Origin of the sequence: Truepera sp. (assembly GCA_032027045.1) — a bacterium.
In the GTDB taxonomy this organism is placed as follows: Bacteria; Deinococcota; Deinococci; order Deinococcales; family Trueperaceae; genus JAAYYF01.
In genome coordinates this window covers 2684252-2703777 of the sequence record JAVSMU010000001.1, presented here as the reverse complement: position 1 = coordinate 2703777, position 19526 = coordinate 2684252, and the positions used below count along the sequence as shown (strand labels likewise).

The 19526-nt window shown below is 64.8% G+C and carries 14 protein-coding genes; 5 read left to right on the top strand and 9 right to left on the bottom strand.

Annotation, left to right across the window (positions count from 1 at the left end; genetic code table 11):
• Nucleotides 1-353 precede the first annotated feature (353 nt).
• Complete coding sequence (locus tag ROY82_12240; GenBank protein MDT3683228.1) at nt 354-1619, bottom strand: O-antigen ligase family protein; 1266 nt, start codon at nt 1617-1619, stop codon at nt 354-356.
• Nucleotides 1597-2691 (bottom strand): glycosyltransferase, encoded by a 1095-nt coding sequence (locus ROY82_12235; GenBank protein MDT3683227.1) that lies wholly within the window; start codon nt 2689-2691, stop codon nt 1597-1599. Before ROY82_12235 ends, ROY82_12240 begins: the two co-directional genes overlap by 23 nt.
• A 102-nt stretch (nt 2692-2793) precedes the next feature.
• Between ROY82_12235 and ROY82_12230 the strand changes: the two genes are divergently transcribed.
• Nucleotides 2794-4212, top strand: a complete 1419-nt coding sequence (locus ROY82_12230) for an oligosaccharide flippase family protein (protein ID MDT3683226.1) — start codon at nt 2794-2796, stop codon at nt 4210-4212.
• Between the two features lie 73 nt (nt 4213-4285).
• Here the strand turns inward: ROY82_12230 and ROY82_12225 are convergent, their stop codons facing one another.
• The 4 genes from ROY82_12225 to asnB (ROY82_12210) all read right to left on the bottom strand — a co-directional run bounded on the left by ROY82_12225 (nt 4286) and on the right by asnB (ROY82_12210) (nt 10372).
• Entirely contained in the window at nt 4286-5905 is a 1620-nt protein-coding gene (locus tag ROY82_12225; GenBank protein MDT3683225.1) for a CpsD/CapB family tyrosine-protein kinase, read from the bottom strand.
• Between the two features lie 77 nt (nt 5906-5982).
• Nucleotides 5983-7176, bottom strand: a complete 1194-nt coding sequence (locus tag ROY82_12220) for a DegT/DnrJ/EryC1/StrS aminotransferase family protein (protein ID MDT3683224.1) — start codon at nt 7174-7176, stop codon at nt 5983-5985.
• A 218-nt stretch (nt 7177-7394) separates the two neighbouring features.
• Nucleotides 7395-8516: a glycosyltransferase family 4 protein gene (locus tag ROY82_12215; protein MDT3683223.1), complete on the bottom strand. Its 1122-nt coding sequence runs from the start codon at nt 8514-8516 to the stop codon at nt 7395-7397.
• The gene (gene asnB / locus ROY82_12210; GenBank protein MDT3683222.1) at nt 8513-10372 is read right to left on the bottom strand and encodes an asparagine synthase (glutamine-hydrolyzing); all 1860 of its coding nucleotides are present in this window, start codon (nt 10370-10372) and stop codon (nt 8513-8515) included. The genes ROY82_12215 and asnB (ROY82_12210) overlap by 4 nt, the downstream gene beginning before the upstream one ends.
• A gap of 169 nt (nt 10373-10541) precedes the next feature.
• Between asnB (ROY82_12210) and asnB (ROY82_12205) the strand changes: the two genes are divergently transcribed.
• The 4 genes from asnB (ROY82_12205) (at nt 10542) to nadE (ending at nt 15544) form a co-directional block, all read left to right on the top strand.
• A complete protein-coding gene (gene asnB / locus ROY82_12205; protein ID MDT3683221.1) occupies nt 10542-12545 on the top strand; it encodes an asparagine synthase (glutamine-hydrolyzing) in 2004 nt (667 codons plus the stop codon).
• Nucleotides 12546-12622: 77 nt separating this feature from the next.
• A complete protein-coding gene (locus tag ROY82_12200; GenBank protein MDT3683220.1) occupies nt 12623-14221 on the top strand; it encodes a class I adenylate-forming enzyme family protein in 1599 nt (532 codons plus the stop codon).
• A gap of 63 nt (nt 14222-14284) precedes the next feature.
• Nucleotides 14285-14545 (top strand): acyl carrier protein, encoded by a 261-nt coding sequence (locus ROY82_12195; GenBank protein ID MDT3683219.1) that lies wholly within the window; start codon nt 14285-14287, stop codon nt 14543-14545.
• 12 nt (nt 14546-14557) lie between these two features.
• Nucleotides 14558-15544, top strand: a complete 987-nt coding sequence (gene nadE, locus ROY82_12190; protein ID MDT3683218.1) for an NAD(+) synthase — start codon at nt 14558-14560, stop codon at nt 15542-15544.
• A 181-nt stretch (nt 15545-15725) separates the two neighbouring features.
• Here the strand turns inward: nadE and ROY82_12185 are convergent, their stop codons facing one another.
• The 3 genes from ROY82_12185 to ROY82_12175 all read right to left on the bottom strand — a co-directional run bounded on the left by ROY82_12185 (nt 15726) and on the right by ROY82_12175 (nt 19431).
• Nucleotides 15726-16646: an NAD-dependent epimerase/dehydratase family protein gene (locus ROY82_12185; protein MDT3683217.1), complete on the bottom strand. Its 921-nt coding sequence runs from the start codon at nt 16644-16646 to the stop codon at nt 15726-15728.
• Nucleotides 16647-16648: 2 nt separating this feature from the next.
• On the bottom strand, nt 16649-17458 hold the full coding sequence (locus tag ROY82_12180) for an aldo/keto reductase (GenBank protein ID MDT3683216.1): 810 nt from the start codon (nt 17456-17458) through the stop codon (nt 16649-16651).
• Nucleotides 17459-17529: 71 nt separating this feature from the next.
• Nucleotides 17530-19431, bottom strand: a complete 1902-nt coding sequence (locus ROY82_12175) for a nucleoside-diphosphate sugar epimerase/dehydratase (GenBank protein MDT3683215.1) — start codon at nt 19429-19431, stop codon at nt 17530-17532.
• Nucleotides 19432-19526: the final 95 nt, after the last annotated feature.

The window sequence follows — 19526 nt, the reverse complement described above, 5'->3', positions numbered from 1 at the left end:
CGGTCTTCGAAGGCTGCGCGCGGGCCTGCTCCGATCCTCGCGACGGTTAAGCGTTTCCTGCGTGCAGCACCACAAATCTCATCCGCGAACATCTCCGGGTGCTCTCAGCCAGAAGGTCGAGCGGAGCCAGAAGTGACAAACAGCACAAGTGTAGTGGGTCTGACCGACTTGCACGGGCCTGGCCACTGCAGTTGGTCAGCATTCCGGAAGTCCGGCGTGACCCGCGCTCCGGGTGGCAAGGTGGGTTTCCCCCAAAACCGCGGGAACGTGGGTGTCCATGGACCGTTTTCCGCGCCCCCGTATTCGCGTCCGGCACTGACCATCCGTGATTTCCCAACTGGCCTACGTTCAAGTCAGGGCCGTCGCTCCACCGCGACTTCCTGGGCGCTGCCATCACTAACCGGGGCGGCAGCGGATCCGGGGGCGGTGAAGCGACCGACCAGAACGCCGCGCGTCAACAATAGAAGCGCGATGACCAGCCATGTCGGCTTCCGGAACTCCCAGGTCAGAGGAACGATTCCAATCAGCAAAGTAGCGAACAGCACGATACTGGGCATCGAGCGCGCGTTGAAGGCACGTAGGTGCGGGGTAATGGCCACCGCGAGGATGGCGACGAAAAGCACGAAGCCGACGGTGCCGGTCTCGACAGCAACGGAGATGAACGTGTTGTGGGCAGGCGAGCGCAGGCCGGACACTTTCTCGATGGCCGCCGGGAATGCACCGCCCCCGACGCCGATGATAGGCCGCCTCGACAGGGCCTCCATGCCGGCCGCCCAGAGCACCTCTCTTTCGTTCAGGGTTCCTGAGGTAATCTCCGTCCCGATCGTGCCGATCCGCTCGATGTTGCTGCCCACGACGGCTGCTATGTCGTTCCAGAACACGGGAACGGCCAGAGCGCTGGCGACCACCAAGCTAAGGACTGCGCGCCGTCCGAACCGGTCTAGCGTTCTTAGCCCCAGAGGCACCACCAGTAGCGCGACCAGGGCCGCGATGGTTCCGCCGCGCGACGCGGAAAGCACTATCATTCCCAGGGCCACAGGTATGAAAAGGAGGTTGAGGAAGCGCCACCAGCCGCGGCCCGTGGCGAACAATTGCCATGCCATCGGTATGCCTAGGGCGAGCGCGAGCGCGTAGTCGTTTGGATCCGTATTGGAAACGGCGAAGCGCCGGAAGACCGCCTCGTTGTCCAAGATGAAATTCCTGATCCCGTCTAGCCCAGCCAGTGTGCAGCCTATGACGTAAGCCTGCTGAATGGCTTGTACAGCCGCAGGATACGTACTCACCTGCCAGATGACGATGACGAATAGTAGAATCTGCGTGAACGTAGAGGCATAGTTGAGAGTACTCGAGGCTTCAACGCTCCAAAGCAGGCTGGCGAAAGTCCACAGAACGAAGAGGCCAAGGAGCACGACGACGAGGCTTTGGCGCCGAACAGCGAATGAACCTCGCGTCAGGAACGTGGGTATGGCACTTACGACCATCACCAGCCCGATCAATCGACTGAGACTGCCTACCGTCGGCAGTACGAACACGTTCTCGATCGGCAGTACCAGGACGAAGAGCAATACGCTGAGAAAAGCCAGACGTTGCGTAACGCTACCCATGGTAGCCGGCCGCATCAAGGTATTGTCTTGCGGCAGAGATCGGCGTGTAGACTTCCAGGAACTCGGGGTCTACCTTCTCATGGGCGCTGTCCAGGGCTTCCGCGATGGCTGTCGCGAGCGCCCCGATGTCCCCTACGGGAACCAGTCGCCCGAGGCGCCCCCCTTGCAGGATCTCGCGCGGCCCGCTCTCGCAGTCTGTGGACACCACCGGAACTCCCGAAGCCAGGGCCTCGATTAGCACGGTCGGCAATCCCTCGCGCACGGACGAAAGTACGAAGGCCGAGGCGCCGGCCATCAGCGCCACCGGGTTGCTGGCGAACCCGGGGAGCAACACGGAACCGCCCAGACCCTGTTCGCGAATCAGTGACTCGAGCGCTGAGCGTTCCGGGCCCTCGCCTATGATCATGAGGCGCGCCTCGCGCGTCTCACGTACGCGGGCAAAAGCCTTGATGAGGGTCGGAAAGTCCTTCGGAGCCACCAGCCTTCCGGCCCCCAAGACCACGGGCGGCTGGTCCGCTCCAAACCACGGATGCTCTGCGGGAACTTCGAGCGCCTGCCAGTAACGTTTCGCGAGGACGGGGTTGTAGATCACGTCAATGGTGCCTTCGGCAAGCCCAAGGTTGGCGACGAGGCTCTCTGCAACTCCCTTGGACACCGCCACTATCGACTCGGCGGAGGGATAGGCCATCTTTGCGAGGAGGCGGTAGGCGCGGTCTTTGAGGCCGGCCGCGGTGGCTGAGACGGTCGAGTGTTCCGTCAACACGAGTCGCGTAGGCACGCGGGCTAGCGACCTTGCAAGCAACGCCACCAGGTTCGTGTGCCCCATGTTCGCTACCATCACGGCCGGCCTACGCTTTCTCAGGTAGCGCGCAATGGGCAGCGGAGAACGCAACGCCCTCTCACACCGCAAATCCACCACATTAGCGCCTTCAGGAACCGCGCCCACCAAGTCCCCGGTTGCCGTGAAAAGCACCAGGTCTACTTCGCAGCCCAATTCGACGAGCCCCTCGATCAGGTTGAGAGTCACGCGCTCCGCTCCGCCTCCCGTGAGGCTTGGCAGCAGCAGGGCCACTCGTAGCGGCCGCATCGAATCGTCGTCCACGCCAAGAGAATACCCTGAGCCTCAGGATCCGCTGTGGGGCCGGGCTGGCGCGACGTCAGTGCGGGACCGAGTAGTAGGCTGTGCGGCATGCTCCTTCGTCACGGCGTTCATTACCTGGTGGCGCGGGGCTTGCCAGGGGTCCTCAACTTCTTGGCCATAGCCATCTACACTCGGTTGCTCAATCCGGATCAGTACGGCGCTTACACCCTTACGATCGCTGCGGTTGGCGCTGCTGACGCTGTACTCCTACGTTGGTTGCGCCTGACTCTACTTCGCTTCCTGCCCAAGGCCGGCAACGACGCCACGACCACCCTAGCGACTTTGTTTCGCATGTACTTGGCGCTCGCTCTAGGCGTGAGCGCCCTGACCATAGCCTCGGCCTGGTTGTTCATCGCTAACGATTTCACGCGGCAGCTCGTCCTTCTCGGGGCCGGCATATTCGTGGTGCAAGGAGCATTCGAGATCACCACGGAACGTGAGAGATCCGTGCTTTCGCCCATGCGCTACGGCTTCTATTCCGGTTCCAAGGCGCTCATCGGTCTCCTGATAGGCGCCGGCCTCGCTGCGGCCGGCATGGGCGCAATCGGGCTACTTATCGGTCTGATAGCTTCGATGCTGTTCCCCCTGATAGCCCTTGGTGGCGCAACAGAATGGCTGGCGGCCGCACGGAAAAGGTTCGACCCTGAACTCGCTCGGCAGCTCGCGCGCTACGGTCTGCCTTTGGCGGCAACGGGCGCCCTCGCGTTCGTGATCAGCAGCTCCGATCGGTTCATGCTTGCCGGCTTCATCGACCAAGCGGCCGCTGGGCAGTACGCCGTGGGTTACGACCTTGCGCAGTTCACGCTCGGCATGCTGCTCACCATCGTCAACCTGGCGGCCTATCCCCTGATAGTGTCGGCGTTCGAGAAGGAAGGCTCGGCAGCCGCGCAACAGATGTTGCGCTGGACGCTGCGTTTATTGTTGGTCATCGGGTTGCCGGCGGCCATCGGCCTCTCGATCCTTGCACAGAACATCGCGGCGGTGATGGTAGGCGCGGAGTTCAGAGCCGCCGCGGCCGTCATCATTCCTGGAATCGCCATCGCTGCACTCGTCGCCGGGCTGAAGTCCTTCTACCTCGACCTGTCCTTCCAACTGAGCGGGAGCACGATCATTCAGGTTTGGATCGTGATCATCACCGCGTCGCTCAACGTTGGCTTGAACGTGTTGCTGATTCCCAGGGTGGGCATTCTGGGGGCGGTGTACGCCACGTTGGCGGCTCAACTCGTGGCAATGCTGCTCTCCTGGGGGTTCGGCCGTAGAGAGTTCGTGGTGCCGCTACCCGACAAGGAGGCCTTCCCGATCTTCCTGGCTGCCGCGGCCATGGGAGCCGGCCTCGTGCTGATCAGCGGCTGGCGGGGTCCGCTCGCCCTTCTCGCTCAGGTAGCCATCGGCGTCACCTTGTATGCCCTGTGCCTGCTGATCATCGACCGCCGCTTCTTCCACAAGCTGGCCTCATACGGCAGTTAGCCCAGGTTGTCTAGCCCAGGTTGTCTAGCCCACGTTGTCCTTGGACCAGTTTCGGAAGGTGAACGACCAGGACTTAAGCTCCGCGCCTCGGCCGCTGCACGACCTTGGCGCGAGCCGCATGAGTCACTTGCGTCGACTTCATGTCGGGGCTGGCAGTCATGGCCCCCCGTCTCGGCGCCTTCGAGCCTCGCAGCGGGGCGCCCACTCCGGCCAGGACGGTTCCGATGAAGCTGGACCCGGCGCGCTTGAGTTCTCTGACCGCTTCCTGCGCTGCCGCGATTCGCGTGCTGTTCGCTTTGGCCACCAGTACTACGGCATCTGCGTCGCGGGCCATTGATAGGGTCCCTGCAGACGCCGCTAGCGCCGTGGAGTCGATGACCACCACGTCGTACTTCGAGCGCCACCGGCCGATGAGCCACGAGATCCTGCGGCCCAACAACAGTGCGCCTCCGTCGATCGGCACCGTACCGGCAGGGATCAGATCGAAATGCGTGCCCGAGCCGTTCGCAATGGAGCCCGGGCCGGCGTCTTCGACGCCTCGCAGGAGCTCGACCAACGACGTCGTCAGCGGCGCAGCCGACAGCGAGGCCGAGATGAAACCTTCTTTCAGATCCGCGTCCACCAGCAAGACGCGCCATCCCGCCCTCGCGTATGCCATGGCCAGATGCCTCGCCAACAAGGAGCGCTCACGGACGGTGGTGGGTGACGTCACTACGATTACCTGTCCCGCAGCAGGGGAGGTGCCACTTGTGGGGGCGGTAAGCGCCGCCGTCGTCGGCAGCGGTAGCGCCAAGCGTGCCAGGGCCTCGAGGAACGCAGGCCCCCGCCTCTCGTCGGGGAGTGTGGTCATGGGTTCGATGCCCGTGGCCTTCGTCAGATCATCCGTGTTCCTGATCCTCGGATCGGTGATCCCGGCGAAGAACATGACGACGTAGGAGAGGACGAAGAATAGTGCGAAGGCGATCACCGTCATGAAGAGGGCCTTGTCGTTCACGGGATCGGGCTCGACGACTGCGGACTTGAAGGGTTCGAGGAGCCCCAGCACGACGGCCGAGAGGTTGAGGGCGTCTGCTGCCCTCAACTGACCTAGACGCTGATCCCTCGTTGCCTTCAACACCTGGGCCGTTGCGTCGTCACCCGCCTGCTCCGCGGTGGCGATCTGCGCCCCTAGCAACGCGACCGAACGACTCAGGGCCGTTGCCGTGGCTTGTAGGTTCCTGGTTACCCTGTCCCGATCCCATGCCAGGAGGGAGTCCGACAGTGCATTCGCGACGTGGGCGGCAACTTCCGGGTCCTTGTCGTCAACCTCGATACGGACCAGGCCGGAGATGAGGTTCTCGTCGACTCGGACCCGGACGCGCCGCCGCCATTCCGTCAACTGTTGAATAGACGGCGTCTCACCGAACACGTTGGCCAGCGCCGCCTCCAATAGGCCGCCCTGGACGATTGCCGAGCGGTAAACGTCCGGATCGACCTGGGTGGGCTCGAGGATGTTGACCGAGCCCGAGTAGCCGGTCGCCGGGCGAGTTGCAAGGAGGATTGCGGTCGAGCGGTAGATCGGCACTGGGTCACGGGTCGCGAAGTAGGCCAACAGACCTGCTGCCACGGCCACGGCCAGGGCCGGAAGGAAGCCACGAACCAAGAAGTGGAACGCTTCTCTGAACGAGATCTTTACAACCTGTTGTTCGGTCACGGGGCCATCGACCCACCGTCACTTAAGGAGCTGACATCCATGAAGGTACTAGCATAGCCCACACGCACCGCTATAGCTCAGCGAGTGGCTCGCGCCAACACGTCGTTTACCGCGTCTGCCGCCTGCCGCAACGAGGCTTCCGCAAGCCCGGGGTGGACCTGGAACATCAGCGATGTCTCTCCAAGTTCCTTGGCAAAGGGTAAGGGTTCAGCGGGATTCATGTTCAGCGCAGTGAACGCGACCTCGTTGTAGATCTCACTGCAACTGCCTGAGGTCACGGGCACGCCGGTAGCATTCAACTCGACCTGTACCCGGTCCCTGCTCCAGTCGTCCTTCAAAGCCTCAGGCACCACGTAAACGTAGAACTTGTAATAGGCATGGATGTCCGGCGGCTCGACCGCGGGGATACGGAGCGCCGGCTGTTCCGCTAGCGCTTCGCGTAGGATCTTCGCGTTCTCGTTGCGCACCCTAAGGGTCTCGGGGAGGTCGCGTAGTTGGAGTCGCCCGAGCACTGCCTGGATCTCGGTCATCCGCCAGTTAGTGCCGAAGCTCTCGTGCAGCCAGCGGAATCCGGGCGCATGCTCCCTATGAAAGACGGCGTCGTAGCTCTTCCCGTGGTCCTTGTAGGACCAGGCCACGTTCCACGCCGCCTCGTCATCGAGCGCTACCATGCCCCCCTCGCCGCCAGTGGTGATGATCTTGTCCTGGCAGAAGGAGAACGCCGCAGCGTCGCCGAACGATCCGACCGGCCGGCCCTTGTGGCTTGCGCCATGGGCCTGCGCGCAGTCCTCGATAACCAGGATCCCGTTGGCCCTGGCGAGGCGCATGATGGCGTCCATGTCGGCCGGCCACCCGCCCAAGTGCACCACGATGATCGCCTTCGTCCTTGGCGTGATCACTTTCTCGATGGTGTCGGCCGTTATGTTGCCGCTGTCGCGGTCGACGTCCGCGAAGACCGGAGTGGCCCCCTGCAGCACCGCGGAACTGGCGGAGGCGATGAAGGTCCTCGGGGTGGTGATGACCTCGTCACCCGCACCTACACCCAAGGCCTTCAGTGCGAGTTCAAGAGCGGCCGTGCCGTTCATGACGGCAACGGCGTGCGCACGCCCAAGGTAGGAGGCGTAGTCCTTCTCGAACTCTCGGACCTCGGAGCCGGTCCACTGGTTGACGCGTCCGGACCGAAGAACGTCTGCTACGGCTTGAACCTGTTCTTCGTTGAATGTGGGCCATGGGGCCCAATCGATGTTGGGCGGAGTGAGAACTGTGCTCATCGAAAAGCCTTTCTGTCGCCACGAACCGCGGGCTGCATCCTTGCGCCAATAACGGGCGCCGATCCAGCCCCTGAAGCCGGTTTCGTACGGCTAGCTGCGGCTCATGATATCTACATGCCGGAAGGTGGCATGATGATGGACGTCACAACAAAGTTCCCTCTCTTGAGCGAGGAATGCTGCGCTTCCCGAGCATGACGGCAGTTGGACCAGAACGGCCGTCAGCCCTTTGGCTGCAGCCCCAGGTGATGTAGCATGTCTGCGTTCACGAACCTCACGTCGTACCTGGTGCGCGCTAGTTCGAGGCCCGCGAGGCCCATCCTGGGTACGAGTTCTGGGTCGAGAATGAACTTCTCCATCGCTTCCGTCAGCGACCGGACATCCCTAGGTATGACGAGGAAGCCGTTGACGCCGTCCACCACGGTCTCGCGGCACCCGGGAGCGTCGGTCGTGACTATGGGTCGTCCGGTGGCGAGCGCCTCCAGGACCGTGCGCGGGGTGCCTTCACGGTAAGAAGGAAGGACGAAAACCGAGGCGGCGTGGAGGAAGGGTCGAACGTCATTCGTCACTCCCATGTACTCGATCACGCCTGCACGCTGCTGCTCGTCTATCCACGATGGTGAGACGGCTGTCGGGTTCTTGTCCGTCGGACCGAGCAGCTGGAAGCGTGCTTCCGGATAGCGCTCCTTCAGGTCTCGCGCTGCTTCGACGAACTCCTCGATGCCCTTCTCCCTAATCAGCCGCGCGATCAAAAGGAAGACAGGCGGTGGGGGTGGAGGCTCGCTGCTCGTGAACCGGTCCAGATCCACGCCGGACCCAGCCACGACGGTGGCCAGTGACGGATCGACGAGGCGCCGGCGTATGAACTCGCCGCGGTCGTCAGGGTTCTGGAAGAAGACCACTCTCGCCCCTGCCAGGGCCAAAGCGTAAAGCACGCTCGCGACAAGGCCGACCAGCCGCTGCTTCAGTCCGTCGTCGCCGAAGGCATAGCCAAGGCCCGTGATCAGGGCGCCACGGGCGGGCACGCCGGCGAGGCGAGCCCCAAGATTCCCGTAGATGACCGGCTTGATCGTATACCCGAGGAAGACGTCAGGCCGTTCCTCGATCATCAGCCGCCGCAGGGCGCACATGAAGCGTAGATCCGAGGCTGGGTTGAAGCCTGCCCGGTCGAGTGGCACCCAGCGGTACTTGACGCCCAGGCGGCTAAGCTCCTCCTCGTAGTGGAGGTCCTCCTCCGGAGCCACGGCCACTACCTCGTGGCCGAGTTCCACCATCGCGTGAAGTAGGGGCCCTCTGAAGTTGACCAACGACTGGACGATGTTGCCCACGACCATGACCTTCATGGCTTCACGTTCCTGAGCCATAACTCGAGCACCAGAAACGCATAACTGATGTAGGCCTTGTTGCGGTCGCCGAAGGAGTTCGGGTCGAGCACTCGCAGAATGAGCGACCTGTCGACAAAGCCCAGTGTGCGGGCGTCACTAGCGCCAAGAGTGTCATTGAGGAGCTGACGCCAGGAACCTTCTAACCAGTTGGCCAGTGGCACCTCGAACCCGCGCTTCTTGCCCCGGACCACTTCCTGGGAGAGGACGTCTGCGTACGCGTCACGAAGTATGGCCTTCGGACGGCGATTCCTAACACGGAAGTTGGGCGGCAGGGTGAAAACGAAGTCTGCGAGCTCGTTGTCGAGGAGAGGAGACCGGCCTTCGAGCGAGTTCGCTGAGGTAGCTATATCCATCTTCACCAGCAAGCTACTTAGGAGGTTCAGGTGGAGCTCGGCGTTCGTTTGCATGTCGAGGGCGCCGAGGTGGCGGTCTAGTTTGTCGAGAACGAGGTTCTCGGTGGCTCGCGCCTCGCCATGCCAGGTCTCGCGCTTGTCGGCGTCCAGCAGCATGTCCGACGTGAACACGAGATAGCGCTCCTCGGGTGGGAGCGCAAGGCCCCGGAGCATCCGCCCCACCAGTCCTAACGGCGAACGCCGGGACCGCTTTTCCGGTGCCAAGAGGGCGGAAAGACCGGCGGTGAGCGGGCGCGGGAGCCAAGCGAAACCGGCCATGGTCTCGATTGCCACATGGCGCCGATAACCTCCAAAGAGCTCGTCTCCACCATCCCCGTTGAGCACGACGGTCACTTGCTCACGCGCCGCGCGTGATACTTCCAGGCTCGGAATGGCGCTTGCGTCGGCGAACGGCTGGTCGTACGCCTTGACGAGGATGCCGAGGTCGCGGACCGGGTCGATGTCGAGATGTAAGACGGTGTTATTCACCCCAAGCTGCTTGGCTGTGCGGCTTGCGACGCCCGACTCATCGAGGTCCGGGTCCTCGGAACTCACCGTGAAGGTCTGGAGCTGGTCACCGACGAGCTTGGCTGCTTCATAAGTGACGATGCTGCTGTCGACTCCGGCGGAGAGAAAGCAACCGAGGGGCACATCGCTGCGGAGCCGTATGCGCACCGCATCCTCTATCTGCCGACGCACGGCCGCTTGTGCTTCTTCGTAAGTGCCACTGAACTTGGGTCCGAACACCGGCTGCCAGTAGGACTTCAGCTTATGGCCGTCGCGATCTGCGATGAGGAGGTGGCCAGGCGGAACCGCTGCGACACCCGCGTAGACGGTCGATGGCTGGGGGATGGAACCAAGTGAGAGGAAGTCGTAGATCGCCTGCGGGTCGATCTCCGGCCGCAGACCTTGTGACCTCAACAGAGGGAGCAGCCCCTTCAGCTCTGAGGCGAAGAGCAGTCCGTTGCCTGGCGTAAGCGCGTAGTGGAGAGGTTTCTTCCCGAAGCGGTCGCGCGCGAGAACGAGCCGTTGCCGGCGCCTGTCGAAGATGGCGATGGCGAACATCCCACGGAGGCGCCCTACGAAGCCTTCCGGGTCCTCCTCGTACAGGTGGACGATGGCCTCGGTGTCCGACCGTGTCCTAACCGAGTGACCCCTATCTCGGCACTCCTGCAACAGCTCGACGTAGTTGTAGATCTCGCCGTTGAACACGACGCCAACGTCGTTGGTCTCGTTCCAGATGGGCTGCTGGCCGCTTGCAACATCGATAATGGCGAGGCGGCGGATACCGAGGGCCACACCCGGCTCGATATGCATCCCCTCGGCGTCGGGGCCCCGGTGAATCATCGCGGTAAGCGACTCCATCAGGGCTTCCCTCATCCCTGGTTCATGAGCTTGCCACGCGCCGCTGATTCCACACATAGGTTGCCAAGATACCTGAACCTAGCGGAGAACGATCCGCGGTGTTGCACACCTGACCCAGCGCCGTGCTGGCTGACCAACCGGCCGCCGCGTGCCGGGGGGCCGTATACTCCGCCCGAGGCCTTGACGGCTCTCATGACCTTATTGCCGAGGAGTGATCGCAGGACACATGTGTGGAATCGCCGGCATTTACACGAGCCAACGGTCTGAGCGCGACCTGCTGCTGGCCATGGCCGGCGAGCTGGCGCACCGCGGACCGGACGGTGTCGGCCTCTACCTCGACGGACCCTTCGGCATGGTCAACACCCGACTGTCCATCATCGACCTGTCAGGCGGCGACCAACCCCTCTCGAACGAGGACGGTCGCTACTGGGGAATGCAGAACGGTGAGATCTACAACTACCCCGAACTCATGGCGGAGCTCGAGCAGCTCGGGCACCGCTTCCGCACGCGCTCGGATACTGAGGTCTTGGTCCACGCCTTCGAAGAGTGGGGTCCTGGGTTCCTCGACAAGCTGAACGGTGAGTTCGCACTGGCCGTTTACGACAGGGAGACCAAGCGCTTGTTCCTGGCCCGCGACCGCTTCGGGATCAGGCCTCTGTTCCTCGCCGACTACGGGGGCGACTTCGTGTTCGCCTCCGAGGCCAAGGCCCTGTTGCGGCACCCTCGCGCCGAACGGCGCATCGATCCGTTCGCGCTGGTCGAGACGTTCACCATCTGGGCGGTTCAGCCCGACCGCAGCGCGTTCGTGGGCGTGCGTGAGTTGCCCGCCGGTCACTTCCTCTGGGTTGGGCCCCGTGGCGCCGAAGAGGCGGTGCGCTGGTGGGACATCCGCTTCGGCCCGCGCGAGGGCACCCGCTCGGCGCCCATGGAGGAGCTGCAAGAGGAGCTGCTCGGCGTGCTGGACGACGCCACGAGGATAAGGCTCCGCGCCGACGTGCCCGTGGGCGTTTACTTGAGTGGCGGTCTGGACTCCAGCGCCACCACCGCGCTGGCGCGCCGTCACACCCGCGGTCCGCTGGAGGCCTTCAGCGTTGCTTTCGAGGACCCGCGCTTCGACGAGTCGCCCTACCAGGACCGCATGGCGGCCGAGCTTGGTGTGAACCTGCGGCGCATAGTGGTCTCCGACGCCGACGTGGCCGCCGTGCTGCCGGAAGTCATCCTCCACGCCGAGAAACCCATGCTCCGAACGGCACCCGGCCCGCTCCTGCTGCTCTCGCGCTTCGTGCGCAGCGCCGGCTTCAAGGTCGTGCTCACGGGCGAGGGCGCGGACGAGCTCTTCGGCGGCTACAACATCTTCCAGGAGGCCATGGTGCGGCGCTTCTGGGCGCGGCAGCCCGGTTCCACGTTGCGCCCCAGGCTGCTCGGCAAGCTCTACCCCTACCTCTCGCGCGACCTGCAGCGCGGCGGCGGGTTCATGGCCGAGTTCTTCAAGGCCGGCATGCTCGAACTGGACGACCCGCTCTACAGCCACCGGCCGCGTTTCCGGACCACGGCACGCAACCTGCGCTTTCTCAGCGCGGACACACTCGCCACCAGGACTACGGTGGGCGACCCGGAGGAGCGCGTAATAGACCGCCTGCCGCCGGAGTTCGCGAGCATGGGGCCCCTGGGCCAGGCCCAGTACCTCGAGATAGCTACTTTCCTCACGGGCTTCCTCCTCCACTCGCAGGGCGACCGCATGCTCATGGCCAACTCGGTGGAGGGACGGTTCCCGTTCCTCGACATGAACGTGGTCGAGTTCGCCGCTTCGTTGCCCGAACGCCTGCGCCTTCGCGACATACGTGAGAAGTATCTGCTGCGCAAGTCGCTGGCCAAGGTCCTGCCCGACGAGATCAACAGGCGCCCCAAGCGCCCGTACAGAGCGCCGATTCTAGGAGCCTTCTTCGGCGAAGGGGCGCCCGCCTACGTGGCGGAGCTACTCGCGCCTAAGCGCGTGGAGGCCAGCGGGTTGTTCAACCCCGCAAATGTCGCCAGGCTGGCCGAGAAGGCCGTGCGCTACGCCGACGTGGGCTTCAGCGAGAGCGACGAGATGGGATTGGTCGGGGTGCTGTCGACGATGCTCCTCGACGAGCAGTTCATCACCAACCCGACGCTCGCCCCGGCCGCGGTCGCTACCCGCGAAGTGGTGGGCAAGGAAGTCCTCCGGGGCGGCGGAGTAAGTGTGCCGTGAGGCCCCGCGGATAGACTTCTTGGGCGTGAGCGGCCGCCGGCGAGGTGGGGTTCACGTCGAACGGAAGGGCGGGTTGGATGCTACCGAGGTACCCAAGGCTGCTGCATGACAGCCTGACGCTGAGCGCGGCCAAGTACCAAGACAAGGTCGCCGTGATCACTGCGGACGAGCGCGTGACGTACGCCGAACTGCAAGCGCGAGCCCTGCGCTTCGCGGCCCTGATTCAAAGCGTCGGCGTGAAGCGCGGAGACCGCGTGGCTATCTTCTTGGAGAACTCCGTCGCCACGGTGGTGGGCATCTACGGCGCGCTGTTTGCGGGCGCTGCGTTCATCGTGGTCAACCCCCAGACGAAGGAAGACAAGCTGCATTACGTGCTGGCCGACTCGGGTGCGGCGGCCGTTCTAAGCCAGGGACGCCTCGCGCGCATGGTGGCTGATCTCATGACCAACGAGGCGACCGCCCTCCCGAGCCTCGAGGCGCTCGTACATGCCGACGAGGCCGTCGGTGGCGTGACTACCGCGGCCGGCGCGGCTCCGGCCTTCGCTGAGATGAGCCTCGCAGCGGCGACGAGCACGGACGTGGCCGCGGCGGGGACTATCCCGTTGGACCTCGCCGCGCTCGTCTACACCTCGGGCAGCACCGGCAACCCCAAGGGCGTCATGCTGAGCCACCAGAACATGGTGTTCGCCCAGGGGAGCCTCGTCGAGTACCTGCGGCTCGACGCCTCGGACCGGATACTGAACCTGCTGCCCCTGGCCTTCGACTACGGCCTCTACCAGGCCCTCATGGCGGTGCACCTGGGCGCCACGCTCGTGCTCGAGCGCACGTTCGCCTTCCCGGCAGCCATCGTCAAGCGCGTGGTGGAGGAGGGCGTGACCGTCTTCCCGGGCGTGCCCACCGTGTTCGCCACCCTGCTATCGCTCCACCGGAACTCGCCCGTCTCCATGCCCAGCGTGAGGCGCTTCACGAACACGGCGGCGCACCTGCCCGACGACTACGTGCCGGGCCTGCTGGAGATGAGCCCCGGCGCCCTCGTCTACAAGATGTACGGCCTCACCGAGTGCAAGCGGGTCTGCTACCTCGAGCCCGAGCTGGTGCTAAGCAAGCCGTCGTCGGTGGGTAAGGCCATCCCCGGGACCGAGACTTACTTGCTGGGAGATGACGGTTTGCCCGTGGCGGCCGGCACCACCGGCACCCTCTACGTGAGGGGACCGCACGTGATGCTGGGCTACTGGAACCTGCCCGCCGAGACCGCCCACATGCTCAAGCCCGGCAAGTACCCTGGTGAACGGGTGTTGTGCACCCACGACTTCTTCCGCACCGACGAGGACGGCTTCCTCTACTTCATGGGCCGTTCCGACGACATCATCAAGAGCCGCGGCGAGAAGGTCAGCCCGGTGGAAGTCGAGAACGCGCTGGCCGCCGTGCCCGGCGTGCGCGAGGTGGCAGTCATCGGCGTGACCGACGAGCTGCTTGGGCAGGCCGTGCGTGCATACGTCGTACTGCACGCGGAGGTCACTTACACCGAGCAGGCGTTCAAACGTGAGGCCATGGCGCGACTGGAAGGCTTCATGGTGCCCCGCGACGTGCGGTTCGTTCCCGACCTACCCAAGACCGCTTCCGGCAAGGTGCGCAAGAAGACGCTGGTGGAGGAAGCGGCCGCCGAGGGCCGGTGAAAGCCTATTTACCCGCTGAGGCTCGTATGCGAAGCTTCGGTCGTGACAAGGAGCAGTGACAGCATGGCAGCCGACGTGGCCACGATAGACAAGGACGTTCGCCAGTTCCTGGCCGACAACTTCATCCTCGATGACGGCGGCGCCGGCCTCGAGGCGGACGAGTCCCTCACCCAAGCCGGCGTGCTCGATTCCATGGGCGTACTCGAACTGATCATGTTCATCGAGCAGCACTTCGAAGTGAGCATCCCCGACGAGGACACGTTGCCCGAGAACCTCGACAGCGTCTCACGCATCGTCGGTTACGTCTCCCGGCGCTTGGCATAGGTGGTGTCACACATGAGCGAGGCCTTCGGCCCGCAGGTCCTGAAGCTGGCAGACCCCGAGGCCACCATCGAGGAGATAGCCGCCGGCATGCGCCGCGAAGTGAGGGCGTTCCGGCGTAAGGGGGGCGTGCTCGGGCTGTCGGGAGGCATCGACTCGAGCGTGGTGGCCGCCCTGGCGGCGAGGGCGTTCGGCCCCGGCAACGTGCTGGGGGTACTCATGCCCGAGGCGGATTCCTCGCCCGATACGTTGATGCTCAGCCGCCTGGCAGCGAAGAGCAGCGGCATAGAGACCGTCCTCGAGGTGATAACTCCGATACTGGAGGCCGTCGGGTGCTACCGCCGCCGCGACGAGGCCTTCGCGCGCGTGATCCCGGATTACGGCCCCGGCTGGAAGGCGAAGATCGTTCTCCCCAGCGTCGTCGACTCGGACGCCTTCAGGATCTTCTCGGTCGTCGCCCAGGCGCCGGACGGCAAGGTCGTGAAGGAGCGCCTGCCCCTCGAGGAGTACCTGCAGGTCGTTGCGGCCACCAACTTCAAGCAGCGCACGCGCAAGATGCTCGAGTACTATCACGCCGACAGGCTCAACTTCGCCGTGCTCGGGACGCCGAACAGGCTCGAGTACGACCAGGGCTTCTTCGTGAAGAACGGCGACGGCGCCGCGGACATCAAGCCCATAGCCCACCTCTACAAGTCACAGGTCTACCAACTGGCGGAGGCGCTGGGCGTGCCCGCCGAGATCCGCTCCCGCCCGCCCACCACGGACACGTATTCGATGCCGCAGAGCCAGGAGGAGTTCTACTTCTCGCTGCCGTACGACGAGATGGACCTGTGCCTGTACGCCGTCGACCACGGTATCGGGGCCGATGTGGTGGCAGGCGCGTTGGGCCTGAGCGCCGAGCAGGTCGAGCGCGTGTTCCAGGACATAGCCGCCAAGCGCCGGGTGAGCCAGTACCTGCACGCCGCGCCGCGGTTGGTGGTTGGCGACGAGGCGGGGGCTTGAGATCGGTGGCCTGTGGGCTCGGGCCTTCGAAAACGGAAGAGGTTCCCGGGGGCATTGGCTAACGGCGGGCGATCAGCGGCAAGGCCATGTCCGGAAGCCGCTCCCTGAGGCACTCACGACCTCGTCCGTAGGGGCGCCCGCTCAGCCGCTGACCATCGCCCTCTGCCGCTGACCATCGCGCTCAGCCGCTGACTATCGCCAAGAGACCTTCTGCCAGCGAGGTACGCGGGGCCCAGCCGAGCGCGCCTTTCAACTTGTCGGGGTTCGCCAGGGAATGCCGGATGTCGCCCTCGCGGGCCGGAGCGTGGTTCACCTGCAGCGGCGCGGTGACGCCCGGCAGCCCGCCAACCACCTCCAGTAGCGCCTTCAGCGTCACGCTCTCTCCCCTGCCCACGTTGTAAACGGGCATCTCGCCCGCCTCCCCCTGCAGCTCCAGCGCGGCCAGCAGCGCCGCCACGACGTCGTCCACGTAAACGAAGTCACGGCTCTGCTCACCGTCCCCGAACACCGTTATGGGGGCGCCGCGGCCGGCTCGGTCCAAGAAGATGCTGATGACGCCCGAGTAGGGGCTCGAGGGGTCTTGGCGCGGCCCGAACACGTTGAAGAACCTGAACGCAGTGGCGTTCAACTTGCCGCTACGGTGGTAATGGGCGAGGTAGTACTCGCCTGCAAGCTTGTCGATGGCGTATGGCGTGAGGGGCCTAAGCTCGGAGTCCTCCGCTAGCGGAAGCGTCTCCGAATCGCCGTAGACCGCGGCAGAAGACGCGTACAGTCCGCGCCTCACGCCCTGCCGTGCCGCCTCCTCGAAGAGCTGGATGCTCCCTTGCAGGTTGGTGCGGTGGGTCACGAGCGGCTCGCGCACGGAGCGCTCCACCGAGGCCACCGCCGCGAGGTGCGCGAACGCCGCGCACCCAGCAAGGGCCTGGGCCACCGCTACCCCGTCGGCCACGTCGCCGACGATCAGGGTAAGACGCTCGGACGCGGGCAGGTTCTCCCGTTTTCCGGTCGAGAGGTCGTCGAGGACCACGACCTCGTCGCCGCCGTCCAGCAGGGCACGCACGAGGTGAGAGCCTATGAAGCCGGCGCCCCCGGTCACGAGCACCCTCAAGCGTCCCACTCCACGTCGCCATCGGCGCCCACCAACCGCTGGCCGCGCGCCAGGCGCGAGACCGCGGCCATCTCGGCGTCAGAGAGCTCGAAGTCGAAAACGTTCAGGTTGGCCGCGCGCCGGGCCGGGTCGGCCGACTTCGGGATCGTGGTCACGCGAGGCTGCTGCACCAGCCAGCGCAGCGCGACCTGTTCGGGCGTCTTGCCGTGCCTTGCCCCGACCTCCCGCAGGACGGGCTCGGCCCCCGTGAGTCCCGCGGCCAGTGGGCGGTAGGCCGTCACGATCATGTCCAGCCGCTCCGCTTGCTCCAGCACCTTCGTCTGGGCGAGAAACGGGTGGTACTCGACCTGGTTGCAGAACACGCGCGTCACCTCGTTGGCGGCGGTCACGAGCGCCGTGGGGAAGTTGCTGACGCCCACCTGTTTCACGGCGCCCTCGCGCTGCAGCCGGGCCAGAGACTCGAGCGCCCTGGAAACCGAATCCGCGTCCTTGGGCCAGTGAAGGAGCATGAGGTCGACGTAATCGGTTCCCAAGGCCGCGAGGCTCTCCAGCGTCGCCTTCTCGGCCACGCCGTAGTTGGAGGGCCGGAGCTTGCTGACGAGGAACACGTCGGCCCGCGGCACGCCCGAGGCGGCGATCCCCTTGCCCACCTCGGCCTCGTTCTCGTAGCTCTGCGCGGTGTCAACGTGGCGGTAGCCCAACTCCAGGGCGTGAGCCACCCCCTCCGCGCAGTCCGCGCCTTGCAGTCGGTAGGTTCCGAACCCTAGGGCCGGCACGGTCGTGCCCTGAGCGGTCTCATGCGTCATGCTTGATGGTAACCGCTGGCCGCCGAATCCGGTGCGGCCGCCCTGCCGGACGGACGCGGCGGTGCCGAGAGCTACGAGACCAGCCTGGCCTCGGACGGCAGCCGAACCTCACTGTCCTTGTCCGGTACTGCCGGCGATAAGTAGCAGCCCTCGAGGAAGCCCTCGAACAGCGCCCGGATGCGGGCATGGTCGGAGCGCATGGCTGCGCCCTGGAGCGCGTCGATGGTCGCTGCGAGCGCCTCGGGATCCGCGGTCTCGGTATGAGCCACGAAGATCTTCTGATGTGCCGTTTGCGACGCACGCTCCGCTTCGGTCATGAGCTCTTCGACCAAGCGTTCGCCGGGTCGGATGCCCGTGTAGCTGATAGGGATATCTACGTCGGGTTCGAAGCCCGAGAGGCGGATGAGGTCGCGGGCCAGGTCGACGATGCGCACCGGTTCCCCCATATCGAGGATGTACACCTCGCCGTTGCGGCCGTTGGCCGAGGCCTGGAGCACGAGCTGGGAGGCCTCGGGGATGGTCATGAAGTAACGCACCATCTCGGGATCCGTGATCGTAACGGGACCACCCGCCGCGATCTGGCTCTTGAAGATGGGGATGACACTACCGCGGCTTCCCAAGACGTTGCCGAAGCGGACGGACACGAAGGTCTGGCCGGGGCCCGCCCTGCGCGACGCATCCATCACCAGGAGCTCGACCGTGCGCTTGCTGGCGCCCATGACCGAGGTCGGGTTCACGGCCTTGTCCGTCGAGATGTTCACGAAGTGAGTCACGCCGTGTTTTAGCGCGAGGGCGATGAGGTTGCGGCTGCCTATGACGTTGTTGAAGACGGCCTCTTCGGGGTTCTCCTCCATTAGCGGCACGTGCTTGTGCGCTGCGGTGTGGAACACGACGTCCGGGCGGTAGCGAGTGAAGACGTAGTCGAGCCGCGCTCCGTTCTGGACGGCGCCGATCACACCGTGATAGAGGACTTCGGGCCAGTCACGATCCAGTTCACGCTCCAGGGTGTAGATGCTGTTCTCACCGTGGCCGAAGAGGATGAGTTCGCTGGGGTCGAAGCGGCAGATCTGCCTCACCAGTTCCGACCCGATGGACCCGCCGGCACCCGTGATCATGACGCGCTTGCCGCTCAAGTAGCCCAGGATCGGCTCGGTATCGAGCTCCACGGGCTCACGGCCGAGAAGGTCGTCGATCTCGACCTCACGGATGTGCTTCACGTCCACTCTCCCCGAGAGGACCTGATACAGGCCGGGGATGATCTTGTAGGTGAGGTTGGGCTTGGCCTGGCGCATCTGCTCGAGGACCCTACGCACCGTTCGCCCACCCTCGGAAGGCATCGCGATGAGCACCTCGTCTATCCCGAGGGTGACGATCACGTTGGCAGCGTCATCCAGAGCGCCCATTACCGGAACGCCCGAGACGCGCTGTCCTTGCTTGCGCGGGTCGTCGTCGAGGAATGCCACGGCCTCGAGCCCCGTCTCCGGATGCTTGTGAAGTTCACGCACGACCAGTGCCCCCGCCTCACCGGCCCCCACCACCAAGACGCGCTTGCGGAGATCCGGCCCGATGATCCTGGCGACCCCGAGCTCGTGACGGTAGCGCGTGAGGGCGCGGGCGCCCGCCATGAGCCCGAACGTCATCAACCCGTCGAGTAGAGGGATGGACCTGGGGACAGCGATGCTGTTACCGAATAGGGCTTGGCCAACGATGCCGATGAGGACCACTGTTGAAGCCAGCAGGACGAGACTGCCCAGGTCCCGGAAAGTCAGGGCGGTCCATGACCTGTGGGGGAGCCCTATGATCAGGGCCAGCAGCGTTTTGAGAGGAACCAAGACCGCCAACGCGATCAGCATGGGACCGGCGGGCCCGAGGTCGGCTTCGTAGCCGAGCGCGAAGGCGAGGGGAGTAGCGGCGAGGAACAGCAGGATGTCCACCAAGAGCTTGACGGCCGGCCTGGCCGGCAACCGCCTCATGGTGTCTCGATCAGCACGGTCGTCGCCACCGTTCGCAGGGGTCATCCGTCTGTGACCGACCGTGGAGTGCGGTGCGCGGTAAGGGAACCCAGCCG